Source organism: Clostridium sp. MCC353, assembly GCF_018785315.1.
Taxonomy (GTDB): domain Bacteria; phylum Bacillota; class Clostridia; order Lachnospirales; family Lachnospiraceae; genus CHH4-2.
In genome coordinates, this window is sequence record NZ_WQPN01000020.1 from 28,353 (window position 1) to 46,151 (window position 17,799).

Genomic DNA, 17,799 nt, shown 5'->3' on the forward strand with positions numbered 1-17,799 from the left:
CCGCCAGGCACAACGGCAAAAACCGGATCTGACTGCAATCAGGTCCGGTTTTTTATTGGCAGCGCCTTTGGAATTGCCCAATTGTCCGTGAGCAATAAAACGATGTCCCTATACATTCCACCGCATACCGCTATGGCTCATCTGGTCATCCTCGTCGCTGGAAATCACATAAGCGGTATCCTCGCCCTTTAATATGCTGACTGCAATATCCTGGGGCACCCCTGCCCCGTCATATGTGATTTTAAACAGGTCAAATACGGGATCACCGCTGTGGCAGTTGAGATATCCCGCCTCTTCTTTTGTAGCCTTCCTCACTTTCAAAACCTTATAATAACGGTCCAGGCTGGCCCCGTAATCTTCCCTGAGTATCCGGTAAATGGAAAAGTCCCCGGTCAGCTTATCATAAATTCCAGGAAAACGCTTCAGGGGGATATAGCAGGTATCGATCATCACCGGTATATCATCCGCGTACATAATGCGTTTCAGATAGACGATATCGTCCTGGGGAGACATCTGCAGATCCCGGGCATAAGATGGTTTCACCTTCCCGATGGATTTTTCCAGCACCTTCACCTCCACCTTTTTCCCCTGTTCTCCCAGGGAATCGTGGAAACCGGCCAGGCGGTCGATGCGGCTGTGCACCCCGTTATTTAAAACAAATGTGCCCTTTCCCTGCCTCCGTACCAGGATTTCCTCATCACAAAGCTCCTTAACCGCCCTGCGGACCGTGATCCGGCTGACCTGGTATTTTTCCTCCATCTCCGCTTCGCTGGGCATCCGGTCGCCGGGACGGTAAATCTGATTTTTTATATCCTCTTTAATTGCATTCTTCAATTGCTCATACAATGGCGTCAAGGCATTTTGATCCAACATAACAGATTCTCCTTTTCCATGGTTACTATTCACTGCCAGCCGCAGGATCCGCTCAGAATACATAACCTCTTTTAAGTAACATCTTAATACTTTATAATATATCATATAAAACTTGTCTTATCAAATGCAACCTTATTATTTTAATTCCAACAAAAAATGATGCCCTAACCTTTTTTGCTGCCCATCTTTCGATTCCCCTGTTCTCTGACAGGAGGCAGCAGTAAAAATTAAGACATCATCCGGCTGTGGGCCTTTTTAAATACAATTACTCCGCCGCGTGAGGGTGCCCAAACCCTCCCCGGACCGTACAGGTAAGGGCTGACCGTTCTGCCGCATAATCCAGCGCCTCTTCCATGGTCCTGCCGTCCCCATAGGCCGTCAGGAAACCGGCGATGAAGCTGTCCCCGGCGCCCATGGTATCAATGGCCTCCACCTTTTTGATTCCCTGGCGGTAAATCCTGGTTCCGTCATAAAAAACCGCTCCCTTTGATCCTCTGGTGATCCCTACGATCTTTGTGCCCAGTCCGTGTACCTTCTTGGCAAATGCCTCACATTCCTCCTCAGACAGTTCAGAGCCGGAGAAAAACGCAAAGCTCAGGTAAGGACAGGTACGCTCCAGATAAGAGTCCTCTCTTCTGTCCGAAAAATCAAAGGAGACTTTACAAACCTTCTGAAGCTCCGGCAGCTCATATTCTAAGTTCGAATAGCAGCTCGTATGGCAGATATCGTATTCCTCAATCACTTCTATATCTTCTTTTACAATTTTAATGGCGAACAAGTGCTGGCAGCTATCCCGCAGCCCCGGCGCAAATACCCGGTCGCCGTCCTTTAAATAAACTTTAGGCTGGGCTGTATGGGCATAAACCTTTCTGGAACGGTCATAAGTGACCCCTTCCTCCGTAAGGCACTCCTTAATGTAGTCTGCCCGTTCATCATCTCCGAATACGCCGATGTAGTTCACCTTTTCAGCGCCATTTTTCCTGCAGTTCACCGCCACATTGACCGCATTTCCCCCAGGGAAATAAACGCCTTCATCTATGTAGCAGTCCGTCACATTATCTCCTATTGCAATTAACTTCATATCCTCATCCTATCCTTTCACAGCTCCTGCAGTCATGCCCCGCACAAAGCTCTTCTGCATTATAATGAACAACGTAACAATCGGAAGACAGGCGATCACCATTCCGGCCAATACCACGCCCCATTCCGTCATAAGGCCGTCCCTGAAAGTCATAAGGCCAACCGGTATGGTACGCAGCTTCGAACTGTCCACGAATATGGTGGCAAATACGAATTCATTCCACGCATAATAGGCTGTCATAATCACTACCGTTGAAAGTATGGGCTTGGATAACGGAAGGTAAATGTGCCTGTAAATCTGCATCAGGGTGGCCCCGTCAATGGTAGCCGCCTCTTCCAGTTCCTTGGAAATGCCCACAAAGAACGAACGGATCAGCATAATGGATACCGGAAGGCGGAACGCAATGTACGGCAGAATCATCGCCCAAAGGGTATTTTTAATCTTCAAAGACTTTAACAGCATAAACAGCGGAAGCAGGCAGACCTGGGGAGAGAGCAGGATACCGCACATGCAGAAAAGGAACAGGGCGTTGCCCAGCCTGCCTCTCAGCTGGCAGATGCCGAAGGCTGAAAAGCTGGCTACAAACACTACGCCTGCCAGCGTAACCAAAGTTACGATGGTACTGTTGACAAAATACTGGGAAATACCTTTATTCCACGCGGTCGCATAATTTTCAATATGCCAGATATCCGGAAATCCCCATACATCGCCATAGATTCCCTGATAATCTTTAAAAGAAGACATCAGTATCCAGAACATAGGATAGATAATCAATATGGCCAGGCCCAGGAGAATTACCATCCAAAGGATTTCCCATGGCCCATATACTCTTCTTTTTTTAGCAAATCCCTTTTTCATTACCGATCCTCCTTTTCCGTTCCATAGCTGAAGAACTGTACGGAAGACAGCACCGCTGTGATGACAAATATCAGCATTGCAATGGTGGATGCATAGCCCATGTTGTTCTTAACGAATCCGGTCTGGTACATATGTAATGACAATACCATGGTAGCCGTACCCGGCCCTCCGCCGGTCAGGATATAGGGCTCGTTGAATACGGTAAAAGCTCCGACCACCGTTAAAATCATGGTTACAAAAAACATCTGTTTCACCTGCGGCACTGTGATGTAGAAGAAACGCTTGATCTTTCCGGCTCCGTCCACTTCGGCCGCTTCATATAAATCTCTGGGAATTTTCTGGATGGCGACAATGAACAGCATGGTTACGTAACCGGTACTCTGCCATTGGGAAACCGCGATAATCGCATACATCGCCGTCTTTTTACTTCCCAGCCATATCCTCGTCAGATCATCCAAACCAACCGCCTGCAGGAAGCTGTTTAAAAGTCCCATCTGCGGATTGTAAACAAATTCGAACAACAGGCATACTACAGTCATGGAAATCACAGTAGGTATAAAGTAAATGCTGCGCAGCACCGGCGCAAAGCGGTGGAATGCCACATCCTCCAATACCGCAGCCAGCACCAAACCAAATCCAACCTGGATCACAATGGAGATTAACGCATAAAGAATATTGTTCTTCAAACAGGTCAGTATGATTTTATCCGAAAACAGATGTCTGTAGTTCTCCAGGCCCACCCATTCTTTCACTGTGGATGACAGGGTAAAGGACTGGAAGCTGTAAATTATATTCTTAATCAGCGGGAAGTAAACGAATAATCCCAAAATCAGAACACTTGGTATCACGAAAGCCAATGCTTCCATATTTCTTTTCTTTCTCAAAATGAACCATCCCATTCCTTGTGTTTAGTGTAAAGAGGCGGCTGCTTCCTTTACCTGTTCCATTACGCTTTCCGGTGTTTCGTCGCCGGTTGCAATCGCCTGGGCTCCCTGTCCGTATACGGTGTAGACGGATGCGTCACAAGCATTGTCAAACCATGGTACTAAAGTGGAAGCTGATTTAATAATATCCATAGCTTCTAACTGTGAAGGCAGGGCGTTGGTTTCATCCACAGCTCCGTCCACGCTGGAAATATCTCCGCACTGTGTGGTAAGGGCTTCTCCGCCTTTTTTGCTCACAAGCCATTTTAAGAATTTCACGCACTCTTCCGGATTTTTTGCTTTATTACTGATCATAAAGCCTTCCGGCGCTCCGGTCAAGCCATCCGCATCACCTTTTCCTTCTTCAAAAGCAGGGAAATTGAAGAATCCGTATTCAAAATCTTCAGGAATGGATTTTTCAAGCATTGGAATCTCAGCGAACTGAAGGTACATAATCGGAGCTTCACCTGCAGCAAAATATGTATTTCTGGCTGTTTCATGGTCGATAGCCACACAGGTCTCGCCCATGTATGAGGTCAGCTGCTGCCATTTCTTTAGAACTTCCACATATGCAGGATCTGTAAATTCACCGGTTGCCGCGTCATAATCCTTCGCTAACACTTCCGGATCCACCATTCTCTGGTTCATGGTTCCCAGGTAGTGAAGGATTGCCCAGTTGTCTGCCAGCCCTTCCACTACAGGAGTTTCGTATCCTGCTGCCTTTAACTGATCCAAAACAGCGATAAATTCGTTCCATGTCTTAGGGATTGTTATATTGTTATCCGCGAAAATCTTCTTATTATAATAGAATACCTTGCCGTCCTGGGACCACGGAATGCCGTAAGTCTGGCCGTCGAAGGTAAATCCTTCCACGCTGGCCGCAGCGATCTTGGATGCCCATTCACTGTCCTCTTCATAGACTTCATTCAGGGACATGACATTGCCGGAAGCGATCATTTCCTGCGCAAACGTGCCGGACCATGATGAAAATACATCAGGAACCTCATCGGTGCTCACAACCATACGGATCTTCTCTTTATACTGGTCATTTAAAATGCAGTCCATGTTAATGGTCACATTGGGATTTTCCGCCATATATTCTTCCACTAATCCTTTGAACATGGTGTTCTTAGGATCATTCGGCCAACGGTGGAAGAAATTAATTACCACTTTATCACCGCTGCCGCCGTCTTTGGAGGCCGCTGCTTCTGTCTTCTGATCGCTTTTCTGCTCACTTCCCGCCTGGGTCTGGCTCCCGGAACCGGAACCGCCGCCGCAGGCCGCCAGGGAAAGCCCCATCACTGCCGCTATGGATAATGCCGCCATTCTTTTAATGCTGTGTCTCATAATATGTTCCTCCTTTTTCACCACGAATTTCATTTACTGCGCGCTGCCTGCAAAAACTCTTTATTCTCTGGGGCGCGCGATCCAATATAATGCAAAACGACGGAATTCAAGCCCCCACTCTGCCAGAACTCCGTCGTCCCATTCTTATAGAAATTAATATTCCATTCTCCACATATAACGGCGAACGCTTAAATCATGTCCTCTTTCATATGCGAAGGCATCAGCCAGGGATCGAAGGACAGCACCTGCCAAAAGCGGAGCAAAGTACTCTCTTACCTCTTCGTCAATACCGGTCATATCAAATGTTTCCGCATCCACCAGCATGATCTTCTCTGAGTACTTCTGGCAGAAATTATAAGCCCTCTCATCCAACGGTCTGGTTGCGCCGATTCCTTTGATGATAATAAACGGAACGTCAAAATCCGTCACTTCAAATGGTCCGTGGAAGTATTCGCCGGAATGGATCGCGCTTGAATGGATCCACTGCATCTCCATTAACAGGCAGATTGCGAAGGAATAAGCCTCTCCATAGTTAGCGCCGCTTCCCATGGTGTAGATCAGCTCTTCTCTCTTATATTTTCTGCCCCACTCTTTAATGGTATCGGCATACTGAGCTTTTGCTTTTTCAATCACGTCGTTCAAATTAGCTACGGATGCAATTCCCTTTTCATATTTCTCACTTGGGTTAACCGCATTTAAAATGTGGAAAAGAAGGGAATACAGAACTGCTTTGTTCAGGTCGCTGGCATCCGCCTCTTTGCCCCAGTCATAGTGAATCGGGTATTCAGCCGCTTTCCATAATGGAGAATCAACCAGATTGGATAACGCTATTGTGGTAGCTCCCAGTTCTCTTGCAACTTCCGTTGCCTTAACGGTTTCCGGTGTGTTTCCGGAATGGGAACATGTGATTACAACTGAATCAGGGCCAAGAGCCTTAGGCGCCCTATGTACGAACTCGTTTGAAGAATAGATGCTGGCCGGAATCTCGATCTCTCTGTCAAAGATATACTGTGCCGGCATCATAAACGCCTGTGAGCCGCCGCATGCCACAAAATAAAAATGGTTCAGATTCTTTTTTGCTGCTACCGCTGCGACCGCTGTCTTGATCTGGTCAATGTGTTCTTGTCTCATAATTACTCCTCCATTTAGAAATATTATTATATGTTGTTATATAACGTTATATGATGTATTTATATAATAACCTATGACGAGTTATATGTCAACACTTTTTTCATATTTTTACCAACTAAATTATTAAAACAGATAAAAAACTGTATAAAATGCCTTATATTCCTGCAATATTTTAAGCCCTTTTTCATTAAACCATTTAAACATCTTCTCATTGCGGACTTTTATATGTGTTTTCTTAAATTCCTTCCATTCTTTTAGCAAATTTTCATAACTATCTTTCATATTAATTCCTCCATGCCGGAGCAGTTTTTTGCGAAGGCGCGCGCTGAGAATTTCAGATTCTCGGCTTCGATTCACATTTGTGTCTCCCACACAAATTTGGGGATAAAAAATAAGCCATCAGGATTATTTTCACCCTATTTATCTCCATTACAGTTATTTCAGTCCAATATGTTCTAAATCGCAATAGAACAAATTGGGCTGTCATATAATAATTCAATCGAGGTGAGATATGAAATTTATACGGATTGAAGAATTAAGAGAGAACCATGATTTTACGAAAAAGTATGCAGCTTATCAACTCAATATAAGCCAGCGCACCTGCAGCCATTATGAGAATGGCACAAGACAAATCCCTTTGGATACATTATGCCGGCTGGCCGGTTTCTATCATGTATCAACGGATTATATACTCGGACGCACGGACAGCAAAGAACCTTATCCTAAAACAAAAAGCCCTTGAACTATCAAGGACTTTGACCAAAAGAAAAAGCGGGTGATGGGAATCGAACCCACGTATCTAGCTTGGAAGGCTAGTGTTCTACCATTGAACTACACCCGCATAAAGGATATGAAATTGTTAATCGGGGTGACAGGATTCGAACCTGCGACCCCCTGGTCCCAAACCAGGTACTCTAGCCAAACTGAGCCACACCCCGATCTGACGAAAAACATTGCTCACGCTTCGTTTTCCGACACCGTTTCACAACGCATAAATGATTATATACTATAGGTTATGCATTGTCAACTATTTTTTTATTTAATTAGATATTACGTTAATTCAGATAATTAAACGTAAAATGCGCCTCCCCATACCTGTCAATCTCCATCACCGCATAAGAAGGCTTTCTCCCATCCTGCCTCGGATAAGAAAGGCTTCCCGGATTCAATACCGTAATCCCCCCGCGCACCTCCATATAAGGCCTGTGGGTATGCCCGAACATGGCGATATCCATCTTCCGCACCTCGGCCTCTTCAAACAGATGATCCGGCCCCAGAGATACATTATAGTAGTGCCCATGGGTCAGCATCACGTGGTATTTTCCGATTGTAATCTCCTTTTCCCGGTCCAGAGCGGAAAAAAAGTCATTGTTTCCCGCCACCATTTCCAGGAGACAGCCTTCATTCACCCAGCCTGCGATCTTTTCTTCGCTGCCTTCCACATCGCCCAGATGGATCAGCATATCAATCGGAGCTGTCTTTTCAAGCACTGTTTTCAGATTCTCATCCCGCCGGTGCGTATCACTAACAATCAGTATTTTCATCCGCTTCTCCCCCTAACACTGCATTTAAGCGTTCTTTCATGGCTTCCAGGGCTTTTCCCCTGTGGCTGATCTTGTTCTTCTGCTCTATGCTTAACTGGGCGGAGGTCAGACCGAATTCAGGTATGTAAAGAATCGGATCATAACCGAAGCCCTCACTGCCGGCCGGTTCATCGGCGATCAGCCCTTCCATATATTCTTCCGTATGAACCACCTGTCCGTCCGGCAGGACTGCCGCAATGTTACAGACAAAACGGGCGCTCCGCTCCTGCCCTTTGGCATCCGCCAGACGGCTGATGATATTGTTGTTTTTAATATCATAGGAAGTGTCCTCTCCCATGTAGCGGGCCGAATAGATCCCCGGCTCTCCGCCGATGTAATCCACTACCAGGCCGGAATCGTCGGCCAGAACGATGTCCCCGGTCTGCTCCCAGACTGCTTTGGCCTTTATTTCAGCATTTTCCCCAAATGTCATCCCATCTTCCACAATATCAAGATCCACTCCGGCATCTTTCATAGACAGGATCTCCAATCCCAGGTCCGCCAGAATCAAACGGATCTCCCTCATCTTACCTTCATTTCCCGTAGCAAATATAATTCTATGTTTCATCATGTTCCTCCATCCATTTCCATGAACCTCAGGTTATTCCCGGTCCACCGTATATGCTTTCAGGCACAAATTACAGCTCTGTTTCTCTTCGCTCCGCTCCCAAACCGTCCCTTTCAGGCTGATGTATCCTTCGCCGTCGGTTATATCCACCTGGGCCTTATTGTCCTCGGCGTCATATTCGATGGCCACCGGATGAACCGATCCGGGAGTGGTGATCTTCACAATCACAGCATATTCTTCCCCGTCCTCCAGTTCAATATCCCGGTCAAAATCCACCGTATAATATCCGCTGTTTGCAAAGTTTCCCTTTGCTGCCAGAGCCCTTTTAGAAAAATCCCGGCTTTCATCCAGATTCCGTGCAACATAGACTTCATAATCAGTATCAGCGCCCGTGGCATAAAAGCCCGCCGCCCTTAAATTCTCTCCATCTCCGGCCTTATATACATTGGCAAAATAAGCTGTTTCTTCCCCGTATCCCAGTTGGCCGATCCAGCCGCACAGGTCCGTCTGGTAAATGTGGTCGTAATTATCCGTATCTTCAACCCTGGTATAAAGGATATTATGAATACCGATATTGGTGTCATAATAAGATACGTAAAAATATCCTTCATCCCCAAATTCCTGCCCCCAGCTGTTCACACAGATAAACGCCCCGTCCCCTTCCAGATCCATATTGAAATTCTCCTTAGGATAATTATCATCCCAGCCGATTATCACGGAATCGTGATTCGGCTTTTCCGGTCCGATATAACAGTAAGCGTTATTCTCCTGATTGTAATACACAGAACGGCTCTTATAGTTTTTAAGCGAAGTATAAAGCGAACTCTGGACGCCGCCATACAAATAGACGGCTTCTTTAATCTTTTCATAATCCTTGCTGGGCAGAATCTGGATTTCCTGCACATGCTTAACCGGTTCCAAATCATCGGGAGACTTTCCGTCCCCATAGGGGTCGTCCTCTTCCAGCACCGGCCCCTGCCAGGCCAGCAGATAGGCCATGGACATGGTGTACTCCCCTCCGTCATTCTGGGTCAGATGGAAGCTGTTATTGATGGACATGTGATCTTCCGAAAAATCCAAAGGCTCTTCCGGCATCAAAACCGTTTCCAATGCCGTGAGGGACGCGAAAGACCAGCAGGTCCCGAGGGAACCCTGGTTTTTCACTGCCGGAACCCGGCCTTCCTTCCGGTAATCATACGCATAGGGCAGAGTTCTCATGTCCGGATTCTTATTGGTCATAGTCACCGTATTCGCCCCGATATCCCAGTCCATCGTATATCCCAGCCCCTCTTCAATGTCCCTGAGAGGAATATACAGCCTGCCGCCGCGGTCCGCTACCGATTCTTCCAGTTCCACGCGGAAGGCATTCTTTTCCAATACCAGCCTTGAATTATCATAATAATTTTCTGCACAGGAAAATGCCTTTGTCACCATTGACACCGGCATCATAATTTCCATACTATCGGAATCCATATATAGGCGGTCACGTCCTGTATCAACCTGCTTGCCGTCTACCATCAGAATGACCGGCTTGGAATTCACACTATCCGCTACCACCTTTTTCCACTCAACTGGCGGGATGGATTTCGTAAGTCCTTCCACCACCGCCTCAGAATAAAAAAACTCAACTCTCTGGATACAGGTAAGAATCAGCAGCAATCCTATTATAATCAGATATCTAATTTTGCGTTTCAACTGATTCTCCTACTTTTCTTTTCGGGGGTCTTGGCCCCATAAACTGATAAAAATACGTCTTCATCATCCCGTTATAGATCTTACGGTTTCTGTCCGCTTTTCTTCCAATGTACTTCTCAGCATCCTCATAAGCAGTAATCAGGCAGGCAGACCAGGAATCCAACGCCCGAAACCTCTCCCCGATCTCCGAATACAAGGCCGGAAGGTTCTCTTTTTCTTCAATCCGCTCCCCATAAGGCGGGTTTGTAATGATAAATCCATATTTCTTCGGATGGCTCAGGGCGCTGACCGGCCTCTGCTGGAAATGAATCAGATGATCCACCCCTGCCGCCTCCGCATTTGCCCTAGCCGCTTTGATAATATCGCCATCCACATCATATCCCTGGATGTCCACCGAAATATCCATATTCACCGCTTCATTGGCATCATCCATCGCACCATACCAGTATTTCCTCGGCACCAGCTCTTTCCAGTCCTCAGACAAAAAGCTGCGGTTCATGCCCGGCGCAATATTGGCCGCCATCATAGCCGCTTCTATGGGAAATGTCCCGCTTCCGCAGAACGGATCCACTAAAATCCTGTCCTTATTCCAAGGCGTCAGCATAATGAGGGCCGCGGCCAGCGTCTCCGTAATCGGCGCTTTGCTGGTAAGGGTCCTATAGCCTCGTTTGTGAAGGGATTCTCCCGTCGTGTCGATTCCGATGGTAACCTGATCCTTATACAGAAAGACCCTCAGCGGGAAACTGCTTCCATTTTCCGGAAACCAGTCCATCTCATACTCCCGCCTTAACCGTTCCACCATGGCCTTCTTCATGATGGACTGGATATCAGAAGGGCTGAACAGCTTGCTCTGAATGGACGAAGCCTTGGCAACCCAGAATTTACCGTCCTTTGGAATATATTCTTCCCACGGTACCGCCTTGGTCCCCTGGAACAGATCCTCAAATGTCTCCGCACGGAAACTGCCCACTTTTAAAAGCACCCTCTCCGCCGTTCTCAGGAAAATATTAGCCCTGGCGACAGCATCCGCATCCCCTTCAAATGTCACCCTTCCATTTTCCACCTGGGTGATCTCATATCCCAGATCTACAATCTCCTTTTTTAAAACCGCTTCTAATCCGAAATGGCAAGGAGCTATCAACTCAAATTTTCTCATAATGTTATTTCCTTCAGGACTTCGCCTTCAAATGTCAGAATTTTAAACACATTCTCCTCCAGCACCGCATAGCTGTTGGGATTTCCTTCCTTGGGAAGAGAAGTGGAGCCAGGATTCAGGATATAAATCTCTCCCTTTTTCTCAGCAACCGGAAGATGGGTATGTCCGTGAATCAAAATGTCCCCGGCCTGAAGCGGCGGAAGGTTGTCCTCGTGGAACACATGTCCATGGGTGGCATAAAATGTCTTCCCGTTCAATGCCAACAGCGCATAATCCGCCATCATCGGAAATTCCAGCACCATCTGATCCACCTCAGAATCACAGTTGCCCCGGATCGCATAAATCTCATCCTTTAATTCATTGAGCATGGCAAAAACTTCCTTGGGATTATAATCCTTGGGAAGTTCATTGCGGGGGCCATGATAGAGAATATCTCCCAGCAGAATCAGCCGCTGTGCCCCGGAGTTTTTATATACATCCAAAACTTTCTTACAGTAATAAGCGGATCCATGGATATCTGACGCAAATAAATATTTCATAAGTTCTCTCCATTCTATTGCCAGATGCGGATTTACATCCGCATCTGCGTCATTTATAACAGTATTTTAAAGCTTTTGCCTATCATCTGTCAATGAAGTTCTACATCCGTTCCAGATATTTTCCTCTATAATAGGTAATTCCATTGGCCACATTAACGGGCTGATAGCCCATTGTGCTCAAATAACGGCTGGCCCGGAGGCTTTGTCCGCCCCTTGAACAGTATAAAACCAGCATCTTATCCCTGGGTAAACGATCCAGATTGTAATCTATTTCATTAAAGGGAATATTGACCGCCCCTTTAATATGGCCCATTTGATAGGAAGCGCGGTTTCTTAAATCGACCACCGTCATATCTCTTCCCTGGTCAAGATAATATTCCAGCTCATCCAATGTAATTGTAGGAAATGACATATTAATCCTCCATTCCGGAGCATTCTTTACGCAAATATTGCATTACGCATATATTGCATTACGCATATATTGCATTACGCATGTATTGCATTACGAAAATGCTGCACTGCGAAAATGCTGCACTGCAAAAATGCTGCACTGTGAAAATGCTGCACTGTGAAAATGCTGCGTTACGCATATTTTATGCTGCACAGGCACGCGCTTTAAAATCTCAGATTCCAAGCTGCGGTTCAAGTTTGTGGCTCCGACACAAATTTGGATGTGTAAAATAAGCCCCTGGGACTAATTTTCACACGATCACCTGTCCTTTCTAATAATATTATATGTAAAAAGCCGCCACTTGTTAAAGTGACGGCTCCAGCGCTACAGCCTTAAAGGAAATAATTAGCAGTTGGAATTGTTCTGGCTATTGTTTCTGCTGCTGTTCTGGCTGTTATTCTGGCTGTTGTTTCTGCTGCTGTTCTGGCTGTTGTTTCTGCTGCTGTTCTGGCTGTTGTTCTGGCTGTTGTTCTGGCTGTTGTTTCTGCTGCTGTTCTGGCTGTTGTTCTGATTGTTGTTCTGGCTGCTGTTGCTGCTGTAGTTTCTTGAGTTAGAATTGTCCATGTCGCTATAATTTTTGTTTGCCATCGTTACATACCTCCTGGTTTCATATCGATTTATTTTGTTACAGGAGTAGTATGCCTAAAATTTTAAAAAATATTCTTTTTATTTGCTTTTTCAAAAGCGCTATATTATAATTATATTGGAAGAAATCTGGTTTCCCTTAAAACCATTTCTTCAACCTTATTAATTATTTATACTCCCCTCAAGAAAACGTCCGGTAGCTCCCCTACCAGGCGTTTTCTTCCTTTTATATCCAGCTATGTAAATCCGGCATTCTAATACCGTTTATTCCCATCCACTTTCAGCGAAAATGTATTCCCGTCGTGGCCGAAATAGAAATACACATCATGCCCCTGGTCGTCTTTAATGGCATTTACAATCTGCTTCTCCTGCTTCTTCCACGGAACCAGCAGGGTCACGATCATATGGTTCTTCGCTTTCCCGGTTCTCATATCCAGATGCCAGTGGGTTTCCAGCCCTTCCGTTTCCTTAGGATCTACGCCGTCAAATCCCTCTCCCTGGGAAATATCTTCAATTCCGCCGGAACAGTAGACGAATTTTCCGCTGAGCTCCGCTTTTTCACCACAAATGGAAAATTTTTCATTGTGTATCCCAAATTCCCTCAGGCTGTGGATTCTCCAGTCCAGATAAGAAGGATTTTCCGTAACCACAGAATCCACCAGGATGAAATAAGCCCCGTCCACAAAGTAAATTTCCCTCGTATACTGGGTCAAATCCGGCACATGTTCCAGATATGCCTGAGTGGCCTCTTCCTTTATATAGATGCAGTCCGGCCTCTCCTCAACCGCCAAAACCCGGCCGGAAGCCTTTAGCTGAAGGGCTTTGTCCATTCCCGCATACTGTCCCATGCCGTTGATTAAGATATTGTTGTGGGAACGCGTCTGTTTCCTCCAGTCTCTGTGCATTGAAGTATTAAATCCGATATAATGGCCGCTCCGTATGATCAGCGGCTCCCCATAGGCATGAAGCAGGAAGGAATTCTGGTCTCCATGGCTGTGGCTGACACATCCGTAAGGACTGCTTTTAGTCAAAAAGAAAATGTGATTGTCAAAATCCTTTAAATTTTGATTGACCGCGACCCAGCCGATATCCCGGAACCATTTGACCACCGGGGCTTCTTTTTGCTGAATCAGATCCGTATCCCGGTAATCATGGCGGTAAACCATATCGTCGAAATCAAAATCCCACCAGCCGCTGTTGAAAAAGTCCGGGTCAATCTCAGGCTCCCTGGCAAATACCTGTTCATAATACCACTGATAGTCGGCATTTCCCGTGGTTCCGGCAAACTGTCTGATATTGAACGCCGTTTTGTGCCCCGGATATTTCCCCAGATTGGACTGGTCGCTGAAACAGGCCCTTCTGGTGTCCACCGGGTTGCAGTACAGCGGGAAATCCCCGGTCTTCCTGAAAAACGGCCTCTGGTACAGGTCAATTCCCAGAAAACTTTTTATGGTGTTTAACGCTTCGATGACAAAGGCCATTCCCGTGGTCCAGTAAAGGGGCCCTTCCGCCCAGCCTCCGTCCATGCCTCCCCAGGGAGTATAAATCACGCTGAAATACTCAATGGTATAATCCAACCATTCTTTCGCCTCTTCGCACTCGCCCAGCATAGCGATACAGCAGGGCGTCAGCACCGAAGACAGGGAACGGACCGCATGGCTGTCATACAAGGAAAAATGGATCCTGGAATCAGAAATAATATGTTTCGCCACCTCTTTCGTCCTGGCAAACAGGCTGTCGAATACCTTTTTCTTCTCCGCTCCGGTCAGTTCCTCATACAGCCAGTCATAGCCAAATGCCAGGGTATAAGCCACACGGAACGCGCACTCATCATTATAATTCCTGCTGGTGGTGCCCTCCGTATCCCAGCCAGCCAGTTCCAGAAGGCATTCCTTCGCCTGTTTTATCAGCTCCCCATCCTTCAGAATCCGACCCGCTGCAGCCAGTGACCTCACATGGCAGAGGTTCCTCTGGCAGATGGAATAATTCTCCCTCCAGAGAGAAACCACCCTCTTATTCCCCGGATAGGGCGCCGGTTCCTTCTCCAGCGGTTTTCCAATAACCGGCGCCACCGATTTCTCATAAAAGGAACGGAATCCACAATAATCCCGGTTCTCCTTCACTTTATCCCCAAATTCCTCCAGACTGTCCGGCCCCAGCCAGATTCTCGGATGTCCCAGGTCCGCATGTTTATATCGGTCCGCCCGGCTTAATAAAGGCGTCTGCGGTATGTTGTCAGGAACCGTAAATTTTCTGGCCGCACTGTAGCCGTACTCTTCCTCCACATCCAGCGAATATCTCCAATAGTATGTCCCCGGTTCCAGCACATGATCCAGCGTATAGAAATTATACGGTATCTTCCCCACACTGACCGTGTTTTCCGGTTCAAATGTTTCCGTAACCGAAATCTGGATCTTATAAGGAAGATCTTCGTCGCTGGATGGCACCCACATAAAGCGGGGCGGATTCTCCGTCACCGCTCCGCCGTTTGGTTTGTATTTAATTGTCAGCAGAGATTCTTTTACTTCTGGTAATTTATTCATCGTTTTCCCTCATTTTAATTGATGGTGATTTTTAGTTTTACTGCATTTACTACATTAATAATCTGTTCCTCAAATACTCCCTCTAGTTTTATTATTATTAAACGTAAATATTTATGTATATCTTTATTAAGCAGTGATAGCCTTCAGTGCATCTAGCATACTCTGAAGATACCAGATTAAAATCCCCTGATATGGTGTTTTGTTATCAATCTCACTTCGAAAAACACTCAGACGGCTCTTGCAGTAATCAGTCAAATTACTTTCTTCAACGGAATCCATATCTAAAAGTAATTCTGACAGTGATGCTTCTCTCTCAGAAACAAGCGGCGATGATGCACAATTCAAATTAAGCGTATCAATAAGATCTATTTTTACATCAGGATCTGTGGAATCAATTTTTCCATCCATAGTATAAAAGATACTTGTAAGTGTATCAGGGTCACATGGATTAATTTTTCGAAACTCTGTATTTCCACGATGTGCATCACATGTCAAATCAACAAATGAATGCTTCTTTGCTTTTCCAGCTCTATTTCCATTACAAACAGCTAGAAGATTATTATAATCCAGACCTTGACCGACATCTCGTCCGTCTACAGGATTCCGCGCTAAATAATGTTCTATCACAATAGGTGCAATATCTGCATCCACATCGTTACGGGGGATCCTACACATACAATAAGCGCACAATTGTCCCTGCTCATGAAGAAGGCTATTACGTACCTTCTCCTTTTTAGTTCCCTTCAAGGTTTTATATGCATCATCCGGAGAAAGTCCTTTTTCAATTGCATTTTTACGCAATTTTGTTAACTCTGGAGGCTCTGTACTCTTTCTGATAGGAATCATACATTACCTCCACGAATCCTTTCGAGTTTTAACTTGACACGGTTTTTGCTTACTTCCTTGTCATGTCCTCCTCGTCTTTCTTCGATTACGTCTAATTTCTCTTCCGCTTCATTGAATTGCTTTGCAACAAGGAGTTTATCAAATTCCCGAAACAAATCAGCGGTCTCTGGATCGCGTTCTGAAACATCCATAATTTGAGTATAGATCGAATTTGCGTCATTACCAAAAATCTGCGAGTGAACCATCTTAATCTGGTAATTTTTTAAAATGCGTAAATTTTCACTTTTGGCAGAGCTAATAACAGGTACAGCATGCGTAGTAACAATAAACTGTACTTTTGGGAAAATTGCAGTTAAATCTCCTAAAATTCTCTGCTGCCATTCTGGGTGCAAATGCAGATCCACCTCATCAATCAGCACAATACCATCCGTTTCTGCGCAAACACGTTCTAAAAGCTGGGGATTCAAAACAGCCATTCTGTAAGCAATATCCGCTACTAAGCTAATAGTACTCTTATAACCATCACTTAGCTGATTCATCGGAATTCGCATCATGTTTCCATCGTTCTCTTTGTAAATTACATCTAGCTCCTGTGTTCCCATATTATACTGTATTTTCACATAATCGCAATTTTTAATTCTCTTATAGCAGCTTTCCATTGCCGCAAAAACAGCTTCTAATTCAGGAATCGCTCCAAGTCCCAGCTCCTGGTTTTGATATTTTTGAACTGTCATCTTTTTAAACCAGTTCATCATCAGCTTGATATTAGCAGTTCCATCAACGCAGTCTATATAACCATTGGTTCTGCTGCTGGTTCCAAAAATATCATTTTGTTTTTCGCGATGATAGTCCCAAAGACGACTTGTTCCATAATATGCAAGTACTGGTAAGATTAATGTCTTATCACCATTACGCAAACGTTCCATACATTTGTAGGAAAAATCAGTCATTTCCTTGGCTTTACCATAGGTAGTTGTACCTTTTGCAGTATTCAAACTTCGTTCCCAACGAATAATATCCTCGCCCTCAACAGCTTCAGCTATTATATTTACAGGATATTGAGACTGAACATCACTGGTGCTTCCCATAGTAAATGCCTTCAAATGTGCTTGTAATTTGTCAATTGTTTTACTGGCTGCACCATCAATTGACATAAACATTGTGCTGATTGCAATCGCTGCGCCTTCTAAAATAGTTGTTTTTCCTGTACCATTTGAACCGACTATGACAGTCATTTTTTTATCAAAATCTATATCAATATCTTCAAAGCACTTAAAATTGTGCAGAATTAGTTTTTTTAGATACAAACAAATCACCTCCCTACTTTATTTTTGCCAAAGCTTCCTGGAATATTGCATAATTGTTTATCATACCTTCGTTTCCTGTTTCATTGTCAGCCTCCAGCTGCTTTATCTTATTGTACCAAATAGTATGCTGAATGTCTTCCTTTCGGTTCATCATTTTAAAAATATTCGACCTAATATGCAGTAGTTCAGACAACTCATCTTCTCCGTCAAATGCTTGTTTCTATAATCAGCAAAAAAAGGGGCTGTAAAATAACTCCATAATGAAGAATCGCCAGTTCCGGTAAATGCCGGTTCTGGCGATTCTTCATTTTAT

The 17,799-nt window shown here is 45.2% G+C and carries 18 protein-coding genes and 2 tRNA genes; 1 reads left to right on the plus strand and 19 read right to left on the minus strand.

Annotated elements, in window-relative coordinates:
* Positions 1–108: 108 nt before the first annotated feature.
* The 7 genes from GPL15_RS04975 to GPL15_RS05005 all read right to left on the minus strand — a co-directional run bounded on the left by GPL15_RS04975 (position 109) and on the right by GPL15_RS05005 (position 6,495).
* Entirely contained in the window at positions 109–873 is a 765-nt protein-coding gene (locus GPL15_RS04975; RefSeq protein WP_215696584.1) for a GntR family transcriptional regulator, read from the minus strand.
* Between the two features lie 265 nt (positions 874–1,138).
* Positions 1,139–1,954, minus strand: a complete 816-nt coding sequence (locus GPL15_RS04980; protein WP_215696586.1) for a PfkB family carbohydrate kinase — start codon at positions 1,952–1,954, stop codon at positions 1,139–1,141.
* A gap of 9 nt (positions 1,955–1,963) precedes the next feature.
* Positions 1,964–2,812 carry a carbohydrate ABC transporter permease gene (locus GPL15_RS04985; protein WP_215696588.1) on the minus strand — a complete coding sequence of 283 codons (849 nt, stop codon included), beginning with the start codon at positions 2,810–2,812 and terminating at the stop codon, positions 1,964–1,966.
* Positions 2,812–3,696 (minus strand): sugar ABC transporter permease, encoded by an 885-nt coding sequence (locus tag GPL15_RS04990; RefSeq protein ID WP_252198104.1) that lies wholly within the window; start codon positions 3,694–3,696, stop codon positions 2,812–2,814. Before GPL15_RS04990 ends, GPL15_RS04985 begins: the two co-directional genes overlap by 1 nt.
* Positions 3,697–3,720: 24 nt before the next feature.
* Positions 3,721–5,082: an extracellular solute-binding protein gene (locus GPL15_RS04995; RefSeq protein WP_215696592.1), complete on the minus strand. Its 1,362-nt coding sequence runs from the start codon at positions 5,080–5,082 to the stop codon at positions 3,721–3,723.
* Positions 5,083–5,235: 153 nt separating this feature from the next.
* Complete coding sequence (locus GPL15_RS05000) at positions 5,236–6,213, minus strand: SIS domain-containing protein (protein ID WP_215696594.1); 978 nt, start codon at positions 6,211–6,213, stop codon at positions 5,236–5,238.
* A gap of 123 nt (positions 6,214–6,336) precedes the next feature.
* A complete protein-coding gene (locus GPL15_RS05005; RefSeq protein ID WP_215696596.1) occupies positions 6,337–6,495 on the minus strand; it encodes a hypothetical protein in 159 nt (52 codons plus the stop codon).
* 229 nt (positions 6,496–6,724) lie between these two features.
* On the opposite strand from GPL15_RS05005, the gene GPL15_RS05010 reads away from it, so the two are divergent.
* Positions 6,725–6,955 (plus strand): helix-turn-helix transcriptional regulator, encoded by a 231-nt coding sequence (locus tag GPL15_RS05010; protein ID WP_215696597.1) that lies wholly within the window; start codon positions 6,725–6,727, stop codon positions 6,953–6,955.
* Between the two features lie 28 nt (positions 6,956–6,983).
* Here the strand turns inward: GPL15_RS05010 and GPL15_RS05015 are convergent.
* From GPL15_RS05015 to GPL15_RS05070, 12 genes are all read right to left on the minus strand, one after another.
* Positions 6,984–7,054: transfer RNA gene (locus tag GPL15_RS05015), tRNA-Gly, on the minus strand.
* 22 nt (positions 7,055–7,076) lie between these two features.
* Positions 7,077–7,151 (minus strand) — tRNA-Pro (locus GPL15_RS05020).
* A 117-nt stretch (positions 7,152–7,268) separates the two neighbouring features.
* Positions 7,269–7,757: a metallophosphoesterase gene (locus GPL15_RS05025; RefSeq protein WP_215696599.1), complete on the minus strand. Its 489-nt coding sequence runs from the start codon at positions 7,755–7,757 to the stop codon at positions 7,269–7,271.
* Positions 7,738–8,364, minus strand: coding sequence for an RdgB/HAM1 family non-canonical purine NTP pyrophosphatase (gene rdgB, locus GPL15_RS05030; protein WP_215696601.1), 627 nt, complete (start codon positions 8,362–8,364; stop codon positions 7,738–7,740). Before rdgB ends, GPL15_RS05025 begins: the two co-directional genes overlap by 20 nt.
* Positions 8,365–8,397: 33 nt before the next feature.
* The gene (locus tag GPL15_RS05035) at positions 8,398–10,059 is read right to left on the minus strand and encodes a lectin like domain-containing protein (protein WP_252198105.1); all 1,662 of its coding nucleotides are present in this window, start codon (positions 10,057–10,059) and stop codon (positions 8,398–8,400) included.
* Positions 10,043–11,215, minus strand: a complete 1,173-nt coding sequence (locus GPL15_RS05040) for a class I SAM-dependent RNA methyltransferase (RefSeq protein WP_215696603.1) — start codon at positions 11,213–11,215, stop codon at positions 10,043–10,045. The genes GPL15_RS05035 and GPL15_RS05040 overlap by 17 nt, the downstream gene beginning before the upstream one ends.
* Positions 11,212–11,754 (minus strand): phosphodiesterase, encoded by a 543-nt coding sequence (yfcE, locus tag GPL15_RS05045; protein WP_215696605.1) that lies wholly within the window; start codon positions 11,752–11,754, stop codon positions 11,212–11,214. Before yfcE ends, GPL15_RS05040 begins: the two co-directional genes overlap by 4 nt.
* Before the next feature lie 100 nt (positions 11,755–11,854).
* On the minus strand, positions 11,855–12,166 hold the full coding sequence (locus tag GPL15_RS05050) for a rhodanese-like domain-containing protein (RefSeq protein WP_215696607.1): 312 nt from the start codon (positions 12,164–12,166) through the stop codon (positions 11,855–11,857).
* 384 nt (positions 12,167–12,550) lie between these two features.
* Entirely contained in the window at positions 12,551–12,793 is a 243-nt protein-coding gene (locus tag GPL15_RS05055) for a hypothetical protein (protein ID WP_215696609.1), read from the minus strand.
* 251 nt (positions 12,794–13,044) lie between these two features.
* On the minus strand, positions 13,045–15,333 hold the full coding sequence (locus tag GPL15_RS05060; RefSeq protein WP_215696611.1) for a DUF4962 domain-containing protein: 2,289 nt from the start codon (positions 15,331–15,333) through the stop codon (positions 13,045–13,047).
* Between the two features lie 126 nt (positions 15,334–15,459).
* The gene (locus tag GPL15_RS05065; protein WP_215696613.1) at positions 15,460–16,179 is read right to left on the minus strand and encodes a retron system putative HNH endonuclease; all 720 of its coding nucleotides are present in this window, start codon (positions 16,177–16,179) and stop codon (positions 15,460–15,462) included.
* Positions 16,176–17,486, minus strand: a complete 1,311-nt coding sequence (locus GPL15_RS05070; protein ID WP_215696615.1) for an AAA family ATPase — start codon at positions 17,484–17,486, stop codon at positions 16,176–16,178. The genes GPL15_RS05065 and GPL15_RS05070 overlap by 4 nt, the downstream gene beginning before the upstream one ends.
* Positions 17,487–17,799 lie beyond the last annotated feature (313 nt).

Bases quoted from the DNA above. Each gene is read 5' to 3' on its own strand.
- GPL15_RS04995 (WP_215696592.1), bottom strand. From the start codon at position 5,082: ATGAGACACAGCATTAAAAGAATGGCGGCATTATCCATAGCGGCAGTG.
- GPL15_RS04975 (WP_215696584.1), bottom strand. From the start codon at position 873: ATGTTGGATCAAAATGCCTTGACGCCATTGTATGAGCAATTGAAGAAT.
- GPL15_RS05060 (WP_215696611.1), bottom strand. From the start codon at position 15,333: ATGAATAAATTACCAGAAGTAAAAGAATCTCTGCTGACAATTAAATAC.
- rdgB (WP_215696601.1), bottom strand. From the start codon at position 8,364: ATGAAACATAGAATTATATTTGCTACGGGAAATGAAGGTAAGATGAGG.
- yfcE (WP_215696605.1), bottom strand. From the start codon at position 11,754: ATGAAATATTTATTTGCGTCAGATATCCATGGATCCGCTTATTACTGT.
- GPL15_RS04980 (WP_215696586.1), bottom strand. From the start codon at position 1,954: ATGAAGTTAATTGCAATAGGAGATAATGTGACGGACTGCTACATAGAT.
- GPL15_RS05065 (WP_215696613.1), bottom strand. From the start codon at position 16,179: ATGATTCCTATCAGAAAGAGTACAGAGCCTCCAGAGTTAACAAAATTG.
- GPL15_RS04985 (WP_215696588.1), bottom strand. From the start codon at position 2,812: ATGAAAAAGGGATTTGCTAAAAAAAGAAGAGTATATGGGCCATGGGAA.
- GPL15_RS05010 (WP_215696597.1), top strand. From the start codon at position 6,725: ATGAAATTTATACGGATTGAAGAATTAAGAGAGAACCATGATTTTACG.
- GPL15_RS05050 (WP_215696607.1), bottom strand. From the start codon at position 12,166: ATGTCATTTCCTACAATTACATTGGATGAGCTGGAATATTATCTTGAC.
- GPL15_RS05025 (WP_215696599.1), bottom strand. From the start codon at position 7,757: ATGAAAATACTGATTGTTAGTGATACGCACCGGCGGGATGAGAATCTG.
- GPL15_RS05000 (WP_215696594.1), bottom strand. From the start codon at position 6,213: ATGAGACAAGAACACATTGACCAGATCAAGACAGCGGTCGCAGCGGTA.
- GPL15_RS05040 (WP_215696603.1), bottom strand. From the start codon at position 11,215: ATGAGAAAATTTGAGTTGATAGCTCCTTGCCATTTCGGATTAGAAGCG.
- GPL15_RS05055 (WP_215696609.1), bottom strand. From the start codon at position 12,793: ATGGCAAACAAAAATTATAGCGACATGGACAATTCTAACTCAAGAAAC.
- GPL15_RS05005 (WP_215696596.1), bottom strand. From the start codon at position 6,495: ATGAAAGATAGTTATGAAAATTTGCTAAAAGAATGGAAGGAATTTAAG.